Origin of the sequence: Microcoleus sp. A006_D1, from assembly GCF_036702805.1 — a bacterium.
GTDB lineage: Bacteria > Cyanobacteriota > Cyanobacteriia > Cyanobacteriales > Microcoleaceae > Microcoleus.
On record NZ_JAUBVZ010000012.1, the window covers coordinates 146,973 to 163,258 of the forward strand.

The 16,286-nt window shown below is 47.6% G+C and carries 11 protein-coding genes; 7 read left to right on the forward strand and 4 right to left on the reverse strand.

Annotated features, from left to right (window positions below; translation table 11 throughout):
• Positions 1-260: 260 nt before the first annotated feature.
• Complete coding sequence (gene dacB, locus QUB68_RS21075; RefSeq protein ID WP_442923113.1) at positions 261-1,736, reverse strand: D-alanyl-D-alanine carboxypeptidase/D-alanyl-D-alanine endopeptidase; 1,476 nt, start codon at positions 1,734-1,736, stop codon at positions 261-263.
• A 79-nt stretch (positions 1,737-1,815) separates the two neighbouring features.
• A complete protein-coding gene (locus tag QUB68_RS21080; RefSeq protein ID WP_332996076.1) occupies positions 1,816-2,142 on the reverse strand; it encodes a (2Fe-2S) ferredoxin domain-containing protein in 327 nt (108 codons plus the stop codon).
• Positions 2,143-2,389: 247 nt separating this feature from the next.
• Between QUB68_RS21080 and QUB68_RS21085 the strand changes: the two genes are divergently transcribed.
• From QUB68_RS21085 to QUB68_RS21095, 3 genes are all read left to right on the forward strand, one after another.
• Entirely contained in the window at positions 2,390-2,851 is a 462-nt protein-coding gene (locus QUB68_RS21085; protein ID WP_332996078.1) for a CBS domain-containing protein, read from the forward strand.
• Between the two features lie 127 nt (positions 2,852-2,978).
• Positions 2,979-3,653, forward strand: a complete 675-nt coding sequence (gene nblB / locus QUB68_RS21090; protein WP_332996079.1) for a phycobilisome degradation protein NblB — start codon at positions 2,979-2,981, stop codon at positions 3,651-3,653.
• Positions 3,654-4,445: 792 nt separating this feature from the next.
• On the forward strand, positions 4,446-5,792 hold the full coding sequence (locus QUB68_RS21095) for a CAP domain-containing protein (RefSeq protein WP_332996081.1): 1,347 nt from the start codon (positions 4,446-4,448) through the stop codon (positions 5,790-5,792).
• A 121-nt stretch (positions 5,793-5,913) separates the two neighbouring features.
• Here the strand turns inward: QUB68_RS21095 and murQ are convergent, their stop codons facing one another.
• Positions 5,914-6,828 (reverse strand): N-acetylmuramic acid 6-phosphate etherase, encoded by a 915-nt coding sequence (gene murQ, locus QUB68_RS21100; RefSeq protein WP_332996083.1) that lies wholly within the window; start codon positions 6,826-6,828, stop codon positions 5,914-5,916.
• Positions 6,829-7,093: 265 nt separating this feature from the next.
• On the reverse strand, positions 7,094-7,468 hold the full coding sequence (locus QUB68_RS21105; protein ID WP_332996085.1) for a DUF3110 domain-containing protein: 375 nt from the start codon (positions 7,466-7,468) through the stop codon (positions 7,094-7,096).
• A gap of 193 nt (positions 7,469-7,661) precedes the next feature.
• Here QUB68_RS21105 and QUB68_RS21110 point away from each other — a divergent pair, with 193 nt between their 5' ends.
• The 4 genes from QUB68_RS21110 to QUB68_RS21125 all read left to right on the forward strand — a co-directional run bounded on the left by QUB68_RS21110 (position 7,662) and on the right by QUB68_RS21125 (position 16,261).
• Complete coding sequence (locus tag QUB68_RS21110) at positions 7,662-7,793, forward strand: hypothetical protein (RefSeq protein ID WP_332996086.1); 132 nt, start codon at positions 7,662-7,664, stop codon at positions 7,791-7,793.
• Positions 7,794-7,835: 42 nt separating this feature from the next.
• A complete protein-coding gene (locus tag QUB68_RS21115) occupies positions 7,836-14,498 on the forward strand; it encodes a translocation/assembly module TamB domain-containing protein (protein WP_332996087.1) in 6,663 nt (2,220 codons plus the stop codon).
• Positions 14,499-14,728: 230 nt separating this feature from the next.
• Positions 14,729-15,094 carry a hypothetical protein gene (locus QUB68_RS21120; protein WP_332996089.1) on the forward strand — a complete coding sequence of 122 codons (366 nt, stop codon included), beginning with the start codon at positions 14,729-14,731 and terminating at the stop codon, positions 15,092-15,094.
• Between the two features lie 156 nt (positions 15,095-15,250).
• Positions 15,251-16,261: an Rpn family recombination-promoting nuclease/putative transposase gene (locus QUB68_RS21125; protein ID WP_332996091.1), complete on the forward strand. Its 1,011-nt coding sequence runs from the start codon at positions 15,251-15,253 to the stop codon at positions 16,259-16,261.
• Positions 16,262-16,286 lie beyond the last annotated feature (25 nt).

Genomic DNA, 16,286 nt, shown 5'->3' on the forward strand with positions numbered 1-16,286 from the left:
CAGGTTTTGCCTTGATCTTCTGGCTTGTATCACAGATTCTTAGCTAAACCCGCCCCTACAAGATACTATTGTTTTTTTGCCATTGCTGACTTAGCGCGGCCCAAACGTCCCAATGGTTTTAATTATTCTGCTTTTATTGTAGCTGCTTTTCGATCCCCGCCGCTGGAATGTAGTTAAACTTAAAAATTGTAGCGTTTTTGGGTGTCCTGTTTTTTGGGTTTAACTACTTATCTCAAATTTAGCGATTGAAATCTGTTGTTTTAACAGCGACGCAGGCGATTCAATAATAGCACAATTTCGTCAGTTGCCGATCGCACTTTTGCAGCAGACAGTTCAGATTGATTGACGATAATGCTAAACACCAGCGGCTCGTAATTCGGAACTTCGATATATCCCGACAGCGCCGAAACTCCGCTCAAAGTTCCAGTTTTAGCTTGCAAAATTATGCGGTTTGGTGTAATGTTTATCCGATTTTTTAAAGTACCGCTCTCGCCAGCCACAGGCAAAGAAGCGCGGTAAACAGATGCAGCCGGTGAATTCGCCATCAATCTCAAAGTTTGCACCAAGGCTTCTGGACTAATTAAATTGTGACGAGAAAGTCCCGAACCGTCGGCTAATTTGTAGCTATTTGGATTTACTCCTAATTGAGTTAAAACTGTTTTTAACTCTTTCAAGCCGATTTCACTTGTATCCTCTTGTGGCACAGGCAAGATGCCTGTGATCTCTTCTTGTGGCACAGGCAAGATGCCTGTGCTTTTTCCCAACAATCTCAATAAAACTTCTGCATAAAGATTGTTGCTTTCCCGATTAGTTTCTTTCACCAATTGGGCCAGCGCAGGCGATTCAACTGTCGCTAACTCTTGATTGTAATTGCGAGAAGCAGATGCAACTAAAGCTTGTTTAACCGGAATTCCCTCAGCCGCCAGGACTTGCTGAAACTGCTGCATAAAATGATTGGCGGGATTGACAACTGCGACATAAGCTGATTCAGATGCTGCACCAACTTTCAACTGTCCGCTAACTCGAATTGCCGATCGATCGAATTCCCGGCCAACTGCAATAAACTCGGATTCGTTTTGGGCGACAGTGACTGAATTGTTGAGAATTTGCCACTGATTTGTCAGCTTTGGTTCGGCAAAAGTGACTTTCAGAGGTTGCCCGATCGCCTGCGGGGACAACACAAGCTCGATCGCATTTTGATTGTAAATCAAACTGTTAACCGGCGCTCCATAACCCGCTTGCGCGTCTTCCCATTCCCAATTCGGATTGACTGCATTGCCTTGAAAATAGCTGTCATCGCCAATCAACTGATTAACTTGACTAATGCCGCGCTGTTTTAACTGCTGAGCCAAGGATTTCAACTGAGCCTCCGCAATGCTCGGATCGCCCCTACCGGCAACGTACAAACTGCCATTTTCCCCGCTGTAAACCGATGTCTTAATCCGAAAATCTGCACCGAGTTTCCGCAAAGCAGCGGCTGTGGTTAGCAGCTTGACATTGGATGCTGGAATGAAATATTTGGCTGCGTCACGGCTGTAGAGAGTCGCGGTAGATGATAGCGGTTGAATCAAAATGCCCCAGCGCGATCGGCTAAATTCAGCACGATTGGCGATCGCATCAACTTTCGCCCCCAATTCTCCAGGACAAATATCCCCAGCAACCGTCGGCGTTTGAGCGACTACCTGCGCCGGATGCCCCAGAATTAGCACTAACAAACTAACCGCAATTCCTTTAATTTTCAAAGCGCAATTTCCATAATCACTATTTAAATTAGATGCGCCAGAGCTGTGAATTGGCACTTTCATCAAGTCAAAACTAATAATAGTAGCGCATATGAATTCTCGGATTGAACAGCGCCTCTACAGGTTTTCCGCCTTTGAGGTGTTCTTCCACAATCAACGGTACATCACTCGGTTTAACTCGACAATACCAGATTTCGTCTGGGGTGACACGCACAGTCGGGCCCGTGTTGCACTGTCCCTGACAGCTACAGGCTTTAACTGTCACTCCTGCAACTGGTTGGGCTTCAAAAGCTGCGAGCACTGCTGCTGAACCATTTTTCAGGCAAGATTGATACTGGCAAACTAATACACAGCGCGCTTCAGGTTGGGATTCTGGTTGTGGGGCTGGAGATTCTGGCATCGCTAAGGATTTATCGGCTGTTTAATATATCTTAACTAATGTTGTCAGCCCGATCGCCCGCCTGTGCCACACAAACGGCAGAATTTCAGGATGCGATCGCCAAAACCTTTCAAATTCTGGCATTCAAACTTTTCGCCTCCTTCTCTTCTTGTAACGAATCACTTCTGCATGGCTGCCTTTCTTAATTCTGTGCCGCGCTTTCCCTATATGATCGGATTTGGAGCAAAAACTCAATTAACCGCCAATCATGCCCAAAACAGTAGCCGATGTCATGAGCCGCGAACCGATCTTAGCGCGACCCTCCATGCCTTTGAACGAAGCGATTAAAATTTTAGCCGATCGACACATTAGCGGTCTTCCCGTCGTAGATGACAATGACTTGTTGGTAGGAGTCATCTCCGAAACCGACTTGATGTGGCGGGAAACTGGCGTCACTCCGCCCGCTTACATCATGGTACTCGACAGCGTGATTTACCTAGAAAATCCCGGTCGTTACGAGCGAGAACTCCACAAGGCTTTAGGACAAACAGTAGGAGAAGCGATGAGTAAAGAGCCAGTTACCATCGGGCCCGACAAATCTGTCCAAGAAGCGGCAAAACTGATGCACGATCGCAGCATCCACCGATTGCCGGTAGTCGATACTGCGGGCAAAGTAATCGGCATCCTCACTAGGGGAGATATTATCCGATCGATGGCGGCTGATTCTTAATTAATTGTTGCAGTTGAAGGATTGTATCAGAACATGAGTCGATCGCTCCTTCTATCTCTCAACGTTTGGCAATCACCAATTACCAATTACCTTTTTCCCAATTACCAATTACCAAATTTAAAATCGAATGAGCATTACCCCTGAGTCTGTCGAACAATTGCTAAATTCCGAGGATTTTGGCGAAAGGCTGCGAGGTGTTAACCAACTGCGTCAACTAGAACCCGCGATCGCCTACAATTTGATTCAAATTGCGATCGGCGACAAAAACGTCCGCGTTCGCTACGCAGCAGTCAGCCAAATGTCAAGCCTCGGCACGCAGAATCTGCCAAACGCTTTAGAGGTACTGCTTCACAGCCTGAACAACGACCCCGAACCCGACGTGCAAGCAGCAGCAGCCGATGCTTTGGGTGCATTGAAATTAACCGCTGCTTTAGAAGATTTGCAGCAAGTTTACAGCAGTACATCTGAATGGTTGGTGCAACTCAGTATCGTCGCAGCTTTGGGAGAAATGGGCGATCCAAAAGCATTTCCGATGTTAGAAAATGCCCTGACTTCTGAAAATGAATTGATCCAAACCATTGCCATTAGCGCATTAGGAGAATTGGGAGATAAGCGGGCGCTGCCGCTGCTGCTTCCCTACGCTTCCAATGCAGATTGGCAAATCCGTTACAGAGTCGCCCAAGCTTTGGGGCGGTTGGGCGGCGCAGAAGCAGGGGCGGCTTTGGAAATTCTCGCCAAAGATGACGTTGAGCAAGTTGCTCAGGAGGCTAAAGTCGGACAAGAGAATAGTTTGAAATTGTGAGATTGCCACGCCGCGCTTCGCAATGCTGCGCGGTTGTGAATTTTGAATTAATTTAGGATTATTTCTGAGGATTCTAGTAAAAACTTAGTTGGCGCGCGCGAGCATAACTCAGAAACCCGGTTTCTTCTTATATTTTTCGTAACTAAATCCAAAACTCGTAGAAACCGGGTTTCTGGCCCCCGCGAGTTGGCGCGCGCGAGCATAACTTAGAAACCCGGTTTCTTCTTATATTTTTCGTAACTAAATCCAAAACTCGTAGAAACCGGGTTTCTGGCCCCCGGGAGTTGGCGCGCGCGAGCAGAACTCAGAAACCGGGTTTCTGGCCCCCAGCCAATCAACTGTGCACAAAATGTCAAGCTTACTAATCAAAAACAATCTCAAATTCAATCCCACATTCAGCATTATGAACTGTCACCATCGGTTTTTACTTATTTCGATCTAGCAATTAAACTATAAATTAGATGTTTATACCGTATATTAACGGATAAAAATCATTACAAAGTATAATTTATTACTTTAAAAAAAGATGGTTGTGGGTAATTATTCTGTGTGACACTAAGGGGGTGGGGAATGTGGCTTGTATTGATGCCACGGGCGATCGCACACTGCAATTTCCCAACCAGATTCCGGATCTTGACATCAGCAGTTTGAGAATAGCTATAATAAGATACAACAGTGGCAGGAATTAACGCAATTATTGAAGCGTGTCCAGGCTGCGATCGGGGAAACTATCGTTAAGACAGTAAGCAATCTACCAGCTTTCGTCAAGTCTTACAACTACTTATCATCCCCATGCTTGAACAAATACAAACTTCCGGCGCTCAGTCTGTGGACATTTTAACAGGAGAGCGATCGGCTTCTCAACTCTCACAACCTGCACCAGCTACAACCAATCAAGACTTTATTTATAAAGTTTTAGAACTCACGAACATAGAACGCGGCAAATTAGGTTTGCCCTCCCTAACCTTAAATACTCAGTTATTGAATGCGGCGCAAAATCACACCCAAAACATGGCAGCGCAAGACTTCTTTTCCCATACCGGAAAAGATGGTTCGTCAATGGGAAGTCGGATTACTGCAACGGGCTATAAATTCAGCTCGGCAGCAGAAAACATCGCTGCGGGATCTTCTACACCGGAACAAGTTCTATCATCGTGGATGAACAGCCCCGGGCACCGCACGAACATTCTTAATCCGAATCTGAAAGAGATTGGCATTGGTTACTATTTCTTAGCCAACGATACTGGCAGCGTCAATTATAATCACTATTGGACGCAAGTTTTTGCCAGTTCGCTTGACGGTAGTATCAATCCCGCACCAACTCCCACACCAACTCCAACTCCAACTCCAACTCCAACTCCAACTCCTACACCCGTACCAACTCCAACTCCAACTCCTACACCCAGCACATTAGTCTCCATTACTTCGCCCATACCCAATGCTACAGGGGACGGCACCCCGACGACAGCACCGAAGAATACAGCCAGCGGCGGCAATTATTTCCTATCAGATAGTGGCGATTCTCAAATACCTGCAACTGCTGCGGGATTGCCAATTTTTGCCCTTTCCGGCAAAGACAATCTCACCGGGACAGAAGGTGCTGATACGATTAATGGAATGCAAGGTGCGGATACAATTAACGGCGCAGGCGGCAATGACATCTTATCCGGTGGCAAAGATTCGGATTCAATTGATGGGGGTGCTGGTAATGATTTGATCACTGGCAATAACGATAACGATCGACTAATCGGATCTGATGGTAACGATACTCTCCGCGGCGGCAAAGAAAACGATATCTTGATTGGCGGTAACGGCGACGATGTGTTGGCGGGCGATCGCGGCCAAGACATTCTGACCGGCGGTGCTGGAAGTGATACGTTTATCTTAGCCGGAGGTTTGTCTGCTTCGGCTACCTTAGTCAGTGCGGATGTGATTACCGATTTTGCGATCGGGGATAAGATTGGTTTGACTGACGGTATCGGATTTGCTAACTTGACTTTTGAAGCTGTGAGTTTGCAGTTGGATGGAGGCGCAAGTGTCGCTTCTACGGCGATTAAGTCGGGTAGCAATTATCTGGGCATCGTGCAGGGAGTCAGTCAAAGTCAGCTTACGGCGATCGTTTTTGTGAGTGCAACTTAGGAAGCGGAATATTAGTGGTTCCCAGGCTCATGGCCTGGGAACAAGTTACCGTCGAATCTTCAACCCGCGCACCATCCGGGTTTTGTTTGTATAGACGCGGTTTCAACCGCGCCCGTCTTCTTTACAATTGTATTGATGCTACGGCCGATCGCAAATTACCTTGAAACTCGCCCAAAATTCGATCGCACTCTTCCCTCTCCAAACCAGTCCAGTGCATCATCAAAGCCAGCTTTACAGACTTGCCGCTTTTTTCGAGTAAAAAACCCGCTTCATCCCGGCCCAAATCAGTCAAATCTTGCAACATCCGCACAGCCCGATCGCGCAATTTCTGATTAGTCACTGCTACATCAACCATTCGATTGCCGTAAACCTTCCCCAGCTTCACCATGACGCCAGTCGAAATGATATTTAAAGCCATTTTTGTCACAGTACCAGCTTTCAACCGCGTCGAACCCGCCACTATCTCCGGGCCAACCAACAACCGAATATCCACATCAGCCTCAAAATTCACTTGTTCGACGGGTACGCAGGCGATAAACACTGTTTTCGCCCCCCGCTGGCGCGCCGCCTGCAAAGCACCCGCTACAAAGGGCGTTGTGCCCCCAGCCGTAATTCCGACAACCACATCTAAGTTGGTAATGTGACGGTGGGCGATCGACTCAGCCCCATCCTGGGCCCGATCTTCCAAATCTTCGGAACTCCGCACCAAAGCCCCTGCACCCCCGGCAATTATGCCCTGTACGAGTTCTGGTGGCGTGCAGAAGGTGGGCGGACACTCGGCGGCATCGAGCACCCCCAAACGCCCGGAAGTACCCGCACCGACGTAAAACAGACGACCGCCTTGACGTAGAGATTCGGCGCCGATGTCGATCGCCTGGGCTAACTGTTGGCGCGCACTGGCGATCGCACTTAAAGTTTGGGCGTCTTCCCGGTTGAATAAGTCCACCAATTCGATCGAACTGAGTTGGTCTAAATTCTCGCTGTTGGCATTCACCTGTTCCGTCAGCAGATGCCCCCGTTCTTCCAAATTATTCATGCTTTTTTCTGCGTTATTGGTAATTGGTCATTGGTAATTGGTCATTGGTAATTGGTCATTGGTAATTGGTCATTGGTAATTGGTCATTGGTCATTTGTTAATGGTCATTGATTTAGAGGAAAACCGCAGATAAACGCAGATAAACGCGGATACCTTTCAAATCTTGAGGCGAATGAATGCAATTCAAGTTGACTCATGACTACTGACAACTGACCACTGACAACGGCCCACTGCCAACTGCCCACTGCCCACTGCCAACTGACTCTCACAAAAGTCCTTCTAGCCGGCGGCGAATAGAATCCAGTTCGTTTTGGGAAACCTCTGAATCCGGCTCCGGCTCCAGATCCGGCTCTGACTGCCACTGAGTCTGTGTTACATTGTCTTCTGGCGGAATCGCTAGCGCGCCCGCCGGCACCAGTTCCCAATCATAATCAACACTGTCGCAGAACTCCTTAATTTCGTCATCGTCGATCGCCTCGACTGTAGGTTCGGGGAAATCCTGAGCTTCCAACATCACGCCAAAGCGGGTGGCGTCGTCTTCTGACTCAAACATCAGAACTTTGTTGCGTGAGCCGAGTTGAATGGTATGAATTCCCTCATTCTCGGTGCGGGCATTGAAGAGTAAGACGAACACTCGCATAAGTTTTAAAGACCTTCTTAACCACCGTTTTTTTATCTTAGAAGCGATCGTGCCACCAATCAGTCGATTTTAGATTTAAGATTTGAGATTGACGGTCGATCTCGAACGTGTGGGGCTCAGTGAGAATTTCGGGGAGTTGGAGGACTGGGTTTTAGGTGGTGTTGCGTGTTTTTATTAAGTTTGGTAAAGGTTTATGGGGTCTGCTCCCAAACTCGCTTGGGTGAATCATCTGGCGATCGGCACTTTAGCCCTCAGTTTTGAGTCTAGCAAAGGCAGAAGGCGGGCTGACAAATCGCAGAAATTGCACCTGTCTAAAATCGGCTGATTTCCTCAATTCCCGAATTCTCACAAGCTTTGAGAAACACGCATGACTAACTTGGACGATGACAAAATTCAACTCGCACCTCGATCCGGGCGCCGCTGGTGGCGTCTGCTGCTGCTGAGCGGTACGGGATTGGGCCTTGTCGCCTTGGTTGGGGCAGTGGCTGCACGGGAGTGGGTGCTCGAAAAGTTAGCTCCGATTGTGGCATCTGAGGTCAGTCAGACACTGAAACGGCCGGTGCAAATTGGCAGCTTGGAGCGATTTTCTCCGACAAGTTTGCGGTTTGGTCGATCGAGCGTACCCGCAACTGCGATCGATCCAGATTATGCTTCCACAGAAGCAGTGGAAGTGCAATTTTCCATTTGGCCGCTGCTGTTCAATCGGACTCTCAAATTAGATATTACCTTAGTTAAACCCAGCGCTTATATCGAACAGGATAATCAAGGCCGCTGGGTTAATATTCCCACCCAGGACAAAAAACCTCCGGGTTTATTTAAAACTGAAATTGAGGCAATTCGAGTTGAAAATGCCGCCGCAGTTTTGGTTCCGAGTCCCGCAGTCGGGCAGAAAACTTCGGCGCCGATTTCTGTAAGTCTGAAAAATGGCAGCGCTCTATTTCGCGAGCAAAATCAGCGCGTTCTCTACGAATTTAACGGTCAGTTTACTAATAATGACAATTTTGCAGTCAAGGCGGATTCTCTATTGCCTGCGGCTCAAACTAACGTGCTATTGCAAGCTCAAAACTTGCCTTTGTCCGACATTAATCGCTTGCTAAAAGTTCCCGGCGTTTCTCTCCAAAAAGGTCTGGCAAATAGCAATTTAACCGTGCAAGTCCGAGATAATAAATTATCTGGAATTACTGGGACGGCGAGTTTTGCAGGAGTGCAGGCAAGTATCAACCCGCTGAAACAGATTATCCAAAATAGTAGCGGTCAATTGCGGTTTCAGGGAACTAATGTGATTGTCGATAGTTTGACTGGTAATTACGGTTTAATTCCAGTTCAAATAGCCGGAACAGTTGTCACTGGAACTAATTTTAATACCGAACAAGCTAGCTTCAATCTGATAACTAACGTGCCACCGGTAGCCGTGGCAAGTGTGATCAGTGCGGTGGAAGCCGAGTTAGGGCAGAAAGTGGTTTTGCCGATCGCACTTGCGGGAGAAGTTAAGGCGGATGCTAAGCTAACTGGAACCGTTGCAAATCCAGTGTTGACAGGTACGATCGCCTCGACAAAACCCGCTGCGGTCGATCGCCTGCAATTAAACAATGTTAGCACTAATTTTAAACTGGAACGCGGGAGAACAGCTCAAACTCCAACTCCCAATTCTCCATCGTCAACTGTGCCGTTTTCCTCTCTAGCTTTGACTTTGAGCGATATGTTGGTAGTGCCGGCGGCGGGTGGTAAAATTGGCGGGAAAGGTGAAGTAGATCTCGCGTTGGGAAGTGAGAATTCGCGATCGGGTTTGGTGTTTGACTTGCAAGCGGAAAATGTACCCGGAGATGCGATCGCCAAAATTTACGCTCTGCCGATTCCCGCTGCTGTTAAAATTGGTAGTGTGTCCGCAAAAGCTCAAGTTTTCGGCCCGTTAGATAACATCCAAACTAGAGCTCAATGGCAAGCAAATCAAGGAACTTTCCCCGCAGCGGGCGAAATTCGCGCCGGACGAAATTCGGCGGATTTGCAAAATACGGTTGTGAAAATTGGCGATGCTACTGTAAATGTGGATGCGGCGATCAAAGACCGTCAGTGGCAAGCTATACTAAAGGGCGATCGCGTCGCATTGAAAAGTTTACAGCCACTGATTCCGGGACTAAATTTACCTCCTGAATTAGCAGGTTTGTTCAGCGGAACCGCTGAAGCAGGAGGAACTCTGGATGATTTGAGTTTAAATGCGATCGCAGCGACGGGTAAAGGAACGCTGAATATTGCTGATAGTATTGTTGATGTTAATGCCAAACTTGAATCAGGCCGCTGGCAAGCTTCGGGCAAGACTGAAAAAGTTGCTCTTAATCCCTTACTTGATATTGGATTGCCATTTTTAGCACTGGAAAATCCCGCCAATCTCGATAATCTCAAATCCAAAATCCAAAATCTCAAATCCCTTGACGGACAGCTAGCAGGTGAATTTCAAGCTTCGGGAAATGTTGACAATTTGACGGCTAGCGGTATCAATCTGAGCACCAATGGCAAACTGAATATTGCCGACAGCAATGTGAATCTGAAAGCAGAATTGACAGCCGGAAATTGGCAAGCAACCGCACAAACCGATCGCACTTCCATCGCCCGCCTGGTAGATTTAGGATTGCCACTGTTAGATGTGGCTTCCGCCTTCAATCCCGAAAATCAACAATCTGCCAATCTAAGATCGAAAATCCAAAATCTCAAATCGATTGACGGACAATTATCGAGTCAATTTACCGCTTCGGGAAGTCTTGACAATTTGACGGCTAGCAGCATCAATGTCAACGGTAGTGGCAAACTCAATTTGGGCGGCAGCAATGTCAATTTCAAAGGAGGATTGGCAGAGGGAAATTGGGAGGGAATCGCAGAAACCGATCGCACTTCCATCACCAGCCTGGTAAATTTAGGATTGCCACTGTTAGATGTGGCTTCAGCATTCAATCCCGAAAATCAACAACAATATAGCAATCTAAAATCCAAAATCCAAAATCTCAAATCGCTGGATGGACAAATATCGAATCAAATTCAAGCAGCCGGAAGTCTTGACAAATCAGCAGATATAGCTGTTAACAGCAGCGGCAAATTAAAGATTGCCGACGGTACGGTTGATTTTAAGGGAAAATTAGATGCTGGGCGCTGGCTAGCTGTCGCGGATCTCGATCGAGTTATTCTCAGTCGCTTAGAAAAAACAGTCCGCGATACTCAACTCTTTAACCTGACGGCGACTTTGCCTAAAGGATTTGACGGCAGAGTTAACGGCCAATTCCAAGCGGCGGGCAGTTTGGATAATTTGACAGCGAAGGGAATTCGTGCTAGTGGGGAAGGACGGGTTTTGGTCGATCGACTAGGGGCGATCGACACTACAGCCAAATTGGAAAATGGCAACTGGCAAGCATTGCTGGAAACTAACGGAGTTACCGTCAGCAATTTAGAACAAACCCTCAAACAAACTGGCTTGCTGACAACCAATTTACCGCCAGAAATTGCTGGAACCCTCGACGGCAAAATCCGCCTTTTGGGAAATACAGATAATCTCACCGCCAACGGCATCACAGCCAACGGCGACGGACAAATTCGACTCGCCAATGGTGGCGGAGTTGTCAACGCGGTTGGTAGCGCGCAATCGGGGAATTGGCGCGCCTCAATTGAAGGCGACCAAATTGCCTTAAGTCGCTTCCAGAAAGCCTTTGAAGCCCAGCGCCAAAGCTTGCAAGCTGGAGGTTTAGTCTCCCAAGCCCAAAATCTCCCCTTACTGCGGGGACTATTTAACGGCAATGTCAATTTATCGGGCCCGATTGCCGCTGCTTCTGCGCAAACACTTCGCGCAGGCGGTAGTTTCCGCATCTCGGAATTACCGTTTTTGAAACAACCTTTTGAGGCAATATTTAATTGGGATGGCAAACGGATAGAAGTGGAAAAAGCTGCAACTCGCGGTTTGACAGCCAGCGGATTTGTCGGCGTTGAGTTGGCTGGTAAAGGATTACCCTCAATTTCCAATCTAGATTTGGATGTAAAACTCTCCAATTTTAACCTGGAAGCCTTGCCAGCAGAACAGTTGGCATTTTTGTGTCCAATTGGACACAAAAATTGTACAGAGAAAAATCAGCCTATCCGTGGCAATGTCGATTTTACGGGGCGTCTCACGGGAAACCTCGCCGCCCTGAGTTTAGTTGGCGACGTGGAAGTGCGGAATTTAGCAGTAAATCAAGTCGCTTTTGATCCGGTACTGGCGGGGAAAGTGACTGCGAGTTCGGATAAAAGTGTAGATTTGCGTTTGGCTGGTGTCAGCGACAAAATCGAAGTCGCTTTAAATCGATCGTTTTTGCCAACATCTTTCTTAGTTAAACGCGGGGAATCCGTAGCCAGTGGCCAAACTGAGGGCGAAACTTTGCGAGTCAATTTAAGCGATTTCCCCCTCGCAGCTTTGAATCTCTCACCGGGAAAAGATGCTGGTTTGGGGCCGATAACTGGTACGGTGTCGGGACAAGTTAACGTGCCCGGTTGGAAGATGCCGTTAAATCCGCAGACTTTGCAAGCAACTGGACAGATTGCGATCGCCCAACCGGCGATCGGCTACATTAAAGGTGACAGTTTCCAAGCCGAATTCAGCTATGCTAACGGCAGCGCCACTCTGACAAACGGCATCTTCCGTCAAGGTACTGGTCAATACTTAATTTCCGGCAATGTCAAAGCAGGCGCCAACCCCGAATTTGCCGGAAAAGTTAACATCCAGCAAGGGAATTTGCAGCAAGTTTTAGCCGCTTTGCAGTATTTCAATTTAGGAGATTTGGCGAGAGGCTTAAAACCTCCGGTTTACGGTAACAGTGGCGACGTACAAACTGTAGCAGTCGGAGAACCGGAAGCCCCGCTAATCGAACAGTTGCGCCGCTTGGCAGAAATTGAAGTAATTTTGCAGCAACAGCAAGCAGTAAAATCATCAGAAAAATTGCCTGCGCTATCTGAATTGCAGGGAACTTTTGGCGGGGAAATTGCTGTCGCCGGTTCTTTGCAAACTGGTGTGCAAGCTCAATTTAACGTTACAGGCGATAATTGGCAGTGGGGCAAATATGTCGCCGAAAAGTTCAGCATTGAGGGCGGTTTTCAGGACGGGATTTTAACTATTTTACCTCTGGAAATTCGATCGGGCAAAAGTGCGATCGGATTTTCGGGACAATTGGGACAAAAAGCTCAATCCGGGCAGTTGCGGATCGAAAACGTACCCGTCGAAGAGTTGGCAAAACTAATCGAATTGCCCTTTGTGGATGTAACCGGAAACTTGAATTTGCGGGCGAACTTGGCCGGAAGTTTAGAAAATCCGCAAGCCACCGGGGAATTGAGTTTGCTTGACGGGACGCTAAACGGAGAACCGATTAAAAAAGCCGACGGCAGTTTCAGTTACAGCAACGCCCGCCTGAATTTTGGCGGCAGCGCTTTGATCACTCAAACCGAACCGATTGAAGTGCAGGGAAGTTTGCCTTTTGAGTTGCCATTTGCGGCGGTAAAACCTGACAGCAATCAAATTGATTTGAGGGCGAATTTGCAAAATGAAGGTTTAGCAATTATTAATGTATTGACTCCGCAAGTTGCTTGGGTCAGCGGTAAGGGACAGGTGCAAATTCGCGTGGGAGGGACGCTGCAACAGCCTATAGCGCAAGGAATTGCGAATTTTGAAAATGCCACCGTCCGGGCGAGAGCTTTCCCAGAACCGCTGACAGGGCTGACTGGGAGGGTGCGCTTTGAGGGCGATCGAATTCGGGTAGAAGGAATTCGGGGACAGTTGAGTCAGGGACAAGTTGTGGCCGCTGGCGTGATTCCGCTGTCTGTGCCCTTTGCTGCGGGCGATGTCGATTCCGCTAATCCTTTGGCTGTGAATCTCGACAAGTTAGCCCTAAATCTCAGAGGATTGTACCGTGGTGGCGCCGTCGGTCAAGTGCAGGCAACGGGCACGGCTTTGCGGCCGCGGTTGGGCGGTAACATTGAACTGTACGACGGCGAAGTATTTCTGCCAAGTGCAGGGGGCGCAACTCGGTTAGCTTCTTCCCCTTCTCCTTCCCCTTCTCCTGCGACTGAGGTTTCTGCTTCCCCTTCTCCTGCGACTGAGGTTTCTGCTTCTCCTTCTCCTGCGACTGAGGTTTCTGCTTCCCCTTCCCCTTTACCTTCCTTTGAAGTTGGATTGAACGATTTGCGGTTGAATTTGGGCCGGGGAATTCGGGTAACAAGTGCGCCGATATTGAGTTTTCAGGCCACTGGGGGTTTGAGGGTGAATGGAACTTTAGATGACCTTCGCCCGGAGGGTACGATTCGGTTGACTTCCGGGTCGGTGAATTTGTTTACAACACAGTTTAGGCTAGATCGAGGATACCCACAAACTGCTACCTTTGTACCAACACAAGGACTCGATCCGACGTTGGATGTGAGATTAGCAACTTCGGTGCAGGAAGTAACGCGGTTCCGCACTCCCGGAACATCTGTAGCATCTGAAATAGCAGACGAACCGACAAATTTTGGCAGCGTGCGGAGTGTCCGAATTCAAGCGTTAGTACAGGGAAAAGCTTCTCAGTTGGCGGAGAATCTGGAGTTGAGGAGCTCTCCAGGGCGATCGTCCACAGAGATTGTAGCCCTATTAGGCGGCAGTTTCGTGCAGACATTGGGACAGGGAGACAGTACACTGGCGATCGCCAATTTAGCCGGTGCAGGATTATTAAACAACCTGCAATCCGTGATTACCAACGCCACCGGATTGAGCGAATTTAGGTTGTTTCCGACTCGAATCAGAGGCAATGAAGGTCAAACAGCGCGATCGGGTTCTGGGGGCGCTTCCGGTGCGGGTTCCCTCGGTATAGGTTTAGAAGTTGGTGCCGATATCACGCGCAATCTTTCAGCATCAATCATTCGAGTTTTGTCAGCCAATCAGCCGACGGAGTTTAATTTGCGGTATCGTTTAAACGACAAGATCCTGCTGAGAAGTTCCACCAATTTCCAAGGAGACAATCGCGTTACCGCTGAATACGAAATGAGGTTTTAGGTATTAGTCATTAGTCATTAGGCATTAGTCATTGAATTGTCATGTTCCCAGAAACCGGGTTTCTTCCGATATATTTTGCCACCAACCCAGATTGTGTAAGAAACCCGGTTTCTTAGCCTTTGCAATATTCCCAATTCTCAATTACCAATTTCCCAATAATTTGCTATAATAGTAACAGCAGGAAATTAGTCCTGCAAACCCCGCACAAAAGATTATAGGAGTTAAGTCAAATGGCAAACAAACTCCAAGTGAACACACAGTCGATCGGCTACAGCGACTTTTACTGGAACCGATTTAGTCCGAGAGTTGCAACTATCAGTAGTATCCGCAACGCCAACCACTGGGACGGCGGATATATCACCTACATTGCCTTTGCCAAAAAAGTAGAAGCAACAGCAGCAATGAAACATTTGCTACTGCATCAAAAAGCTGCCGATGTCGATATGCGAAAAGCCAAGCGAATGAAAGCCAAAGGCATTCGGTGGGAGCTCAAAATTCGGGGCTTAGCATTTAATGAAGTGTTGAAACTGGCAACAATGGACATAACTGGAAAGCTAGTTATGTCACCTGTAACAACAACTCAAGCCACAGGCTGATAACTGCATAGGATTTGTAGGGGCGGTGCCCCCCGTGCCCGCCCCAATTCCAGGTATCACGCCTCTGTACTCTGGCTAGTTGCAATATCCTGTATACTCCTCTCTCTTCCTTTGTGTCCTCTGCGCCCTCAGCGGTTAAAAAAAACTATAAAACCCATGCGTTTCATCAGCCCCAAAACAGACTTTGCATTCAAAAGAATATTCGCATCTTCAGAACACCCAGAAATTTTAATCAGCTTCCTAAATGCAATGCTGTATAACGGAGAACCCACAATCCAAGAAATAGAAATCATTGACCCTTATTCAGCCGGAAGCGTTACAGGATTGAAAGACACCTACCTGGATGTCAAAGCCAAGATTACCGGAAACAAAACCGTAATTGTGGAAATGCAGGTGCTCAACGTCGCCGCCTTTGAAAAACGAGTCGTCTACAACGCAGCCAAAACCTATTCTACCCAACTTAAAGCTGGAGAAGGTTATTTAAAATTAAATCCAGTCATTGCATTAACCATCACCGACTTCATCTTATTTGAAAACACCGACAAACTAATTTCGCACTTTGAATTCACAGAAACCGAAGAGAAATTCGTCTATCCCAACTGCGAAATCAAATTAGTATTTGTCGAGTTACCCAAATTCAAAAAAGAATTAAATGAACTGGAAACCCTGCCGGAAAAATGGATTTACTTCATGAAAAACGCACCCTCATTGGAAGTAGTACCAGAGACATTGGGGTCAGTTGCAGAGATTAATGCCGCGATGGGAATTGCCAACCGAGCAAATTTGACCCTCGACGAATTGAATGATGTAGACAAGCGAGAAATGTTTATCCAAGACCAGCTAGGTTCTGTGACAAAAGGGATAGAAATTGGTATGCAAAGGGGGATGGAACAGGGAATACAACAGGGAATACAACAGGGAATACAACAAGGGATTGAACAAGGAATTGAACAAGGGATAGAAAGGGGAATCGAGAGGGGTAAAATTGAGGGAGAAATAGGATTAATTATGCGTCTGCTGGTGCGGCGGGTGGGTGATGTTACACAGGAAGTTGAAACTCGCATCCAGGGGTTATCTGCGGAAGAGTTAGATGATTTGGGAGAAGCTTTATTGGATTTTACAAGTGAAGAGGATTTAATTGCATGGTTAGATTCTGCGGCTGGATGAATAGCAGTTTGTAGGGGCGGCGTCC

What these genes read in the sequence shown, in the direction of transcription:
- QUB68_RS21085 (WP_332996078.1), top strand. Translation starts at nt 2,390, where the DNA reads ATGCCCAAAACAGTAGCCGATGTCATGAGCCGCGAACCGATCTTAGCG.
- QUB68_RS21080 (WP_332996076.1), bottom strand. Translation starts at nt 2,142, where the DNA reads ATGCCAGAATCTCCAGCCCCACAACCAGAATCCCAACCTGAAGCGCGC.
- QUB68_RS21115 (WP_332996087.1), top strand. Translation starts at nt 7,836, where the DNA reads ATGACTAACTTGGACGATGACAAAATTCAACTCGCACCTCGATCCGGG.
- QUB68_RS21105 (WP_332996085.1), bottom strand. Translation starts at nt 7,468, where the DNA reads ATGCGAGTGTTCGTCTTACTCTTCAATGCCCGCACCGAGAATGAGGGA.
- QUB68_RS21110 (WP_332996086.1), top strand. Translation starts at nt 7,662, where the DNA reads ATGGGGTCTGCTCCCAAACTCGCTTGGGTGAATCATCTGGCGATCGGC.
- murQ (WP_332996083.1), bottom strand. Translation starts at nt 6,828, where the DNA reads ATGAATAATTTGGAAGAACGGGGGCATCTGCTGACGGAACAGGTGAAT.
- QUB68_RS21125 (WP_332996091.1), top strand. Translation starts at nt 15,251, where the DNA reads ATGCGTTTCATCAGCCCCAAAACAGACTTTGCATTCAAAAGAATATTC.
- nblB (WP_332996079.1), top strand. Translation starts at nt 2,979, where the DNA reads ATGAGCATTACCCCTGAGTCTGTCGAACAATTGCTAAATTCCGAGGAT.
- QUB68_RS21120 (WP_332996089.1), top strand. Translation starts at nt 14,729, where the DNA reads ATGGCAAACAAACTCCAAGTGAACACACAGTCGATCGGCTACAGCGAC.
- QUB68_RS21095 (WP_332996081.1), top strand. Translation starts at nt 4,446, where the DNA reads ATGCTTGAACAAATACAAACTTCCGGCGCTCAGTCTGTGGACATTTTA.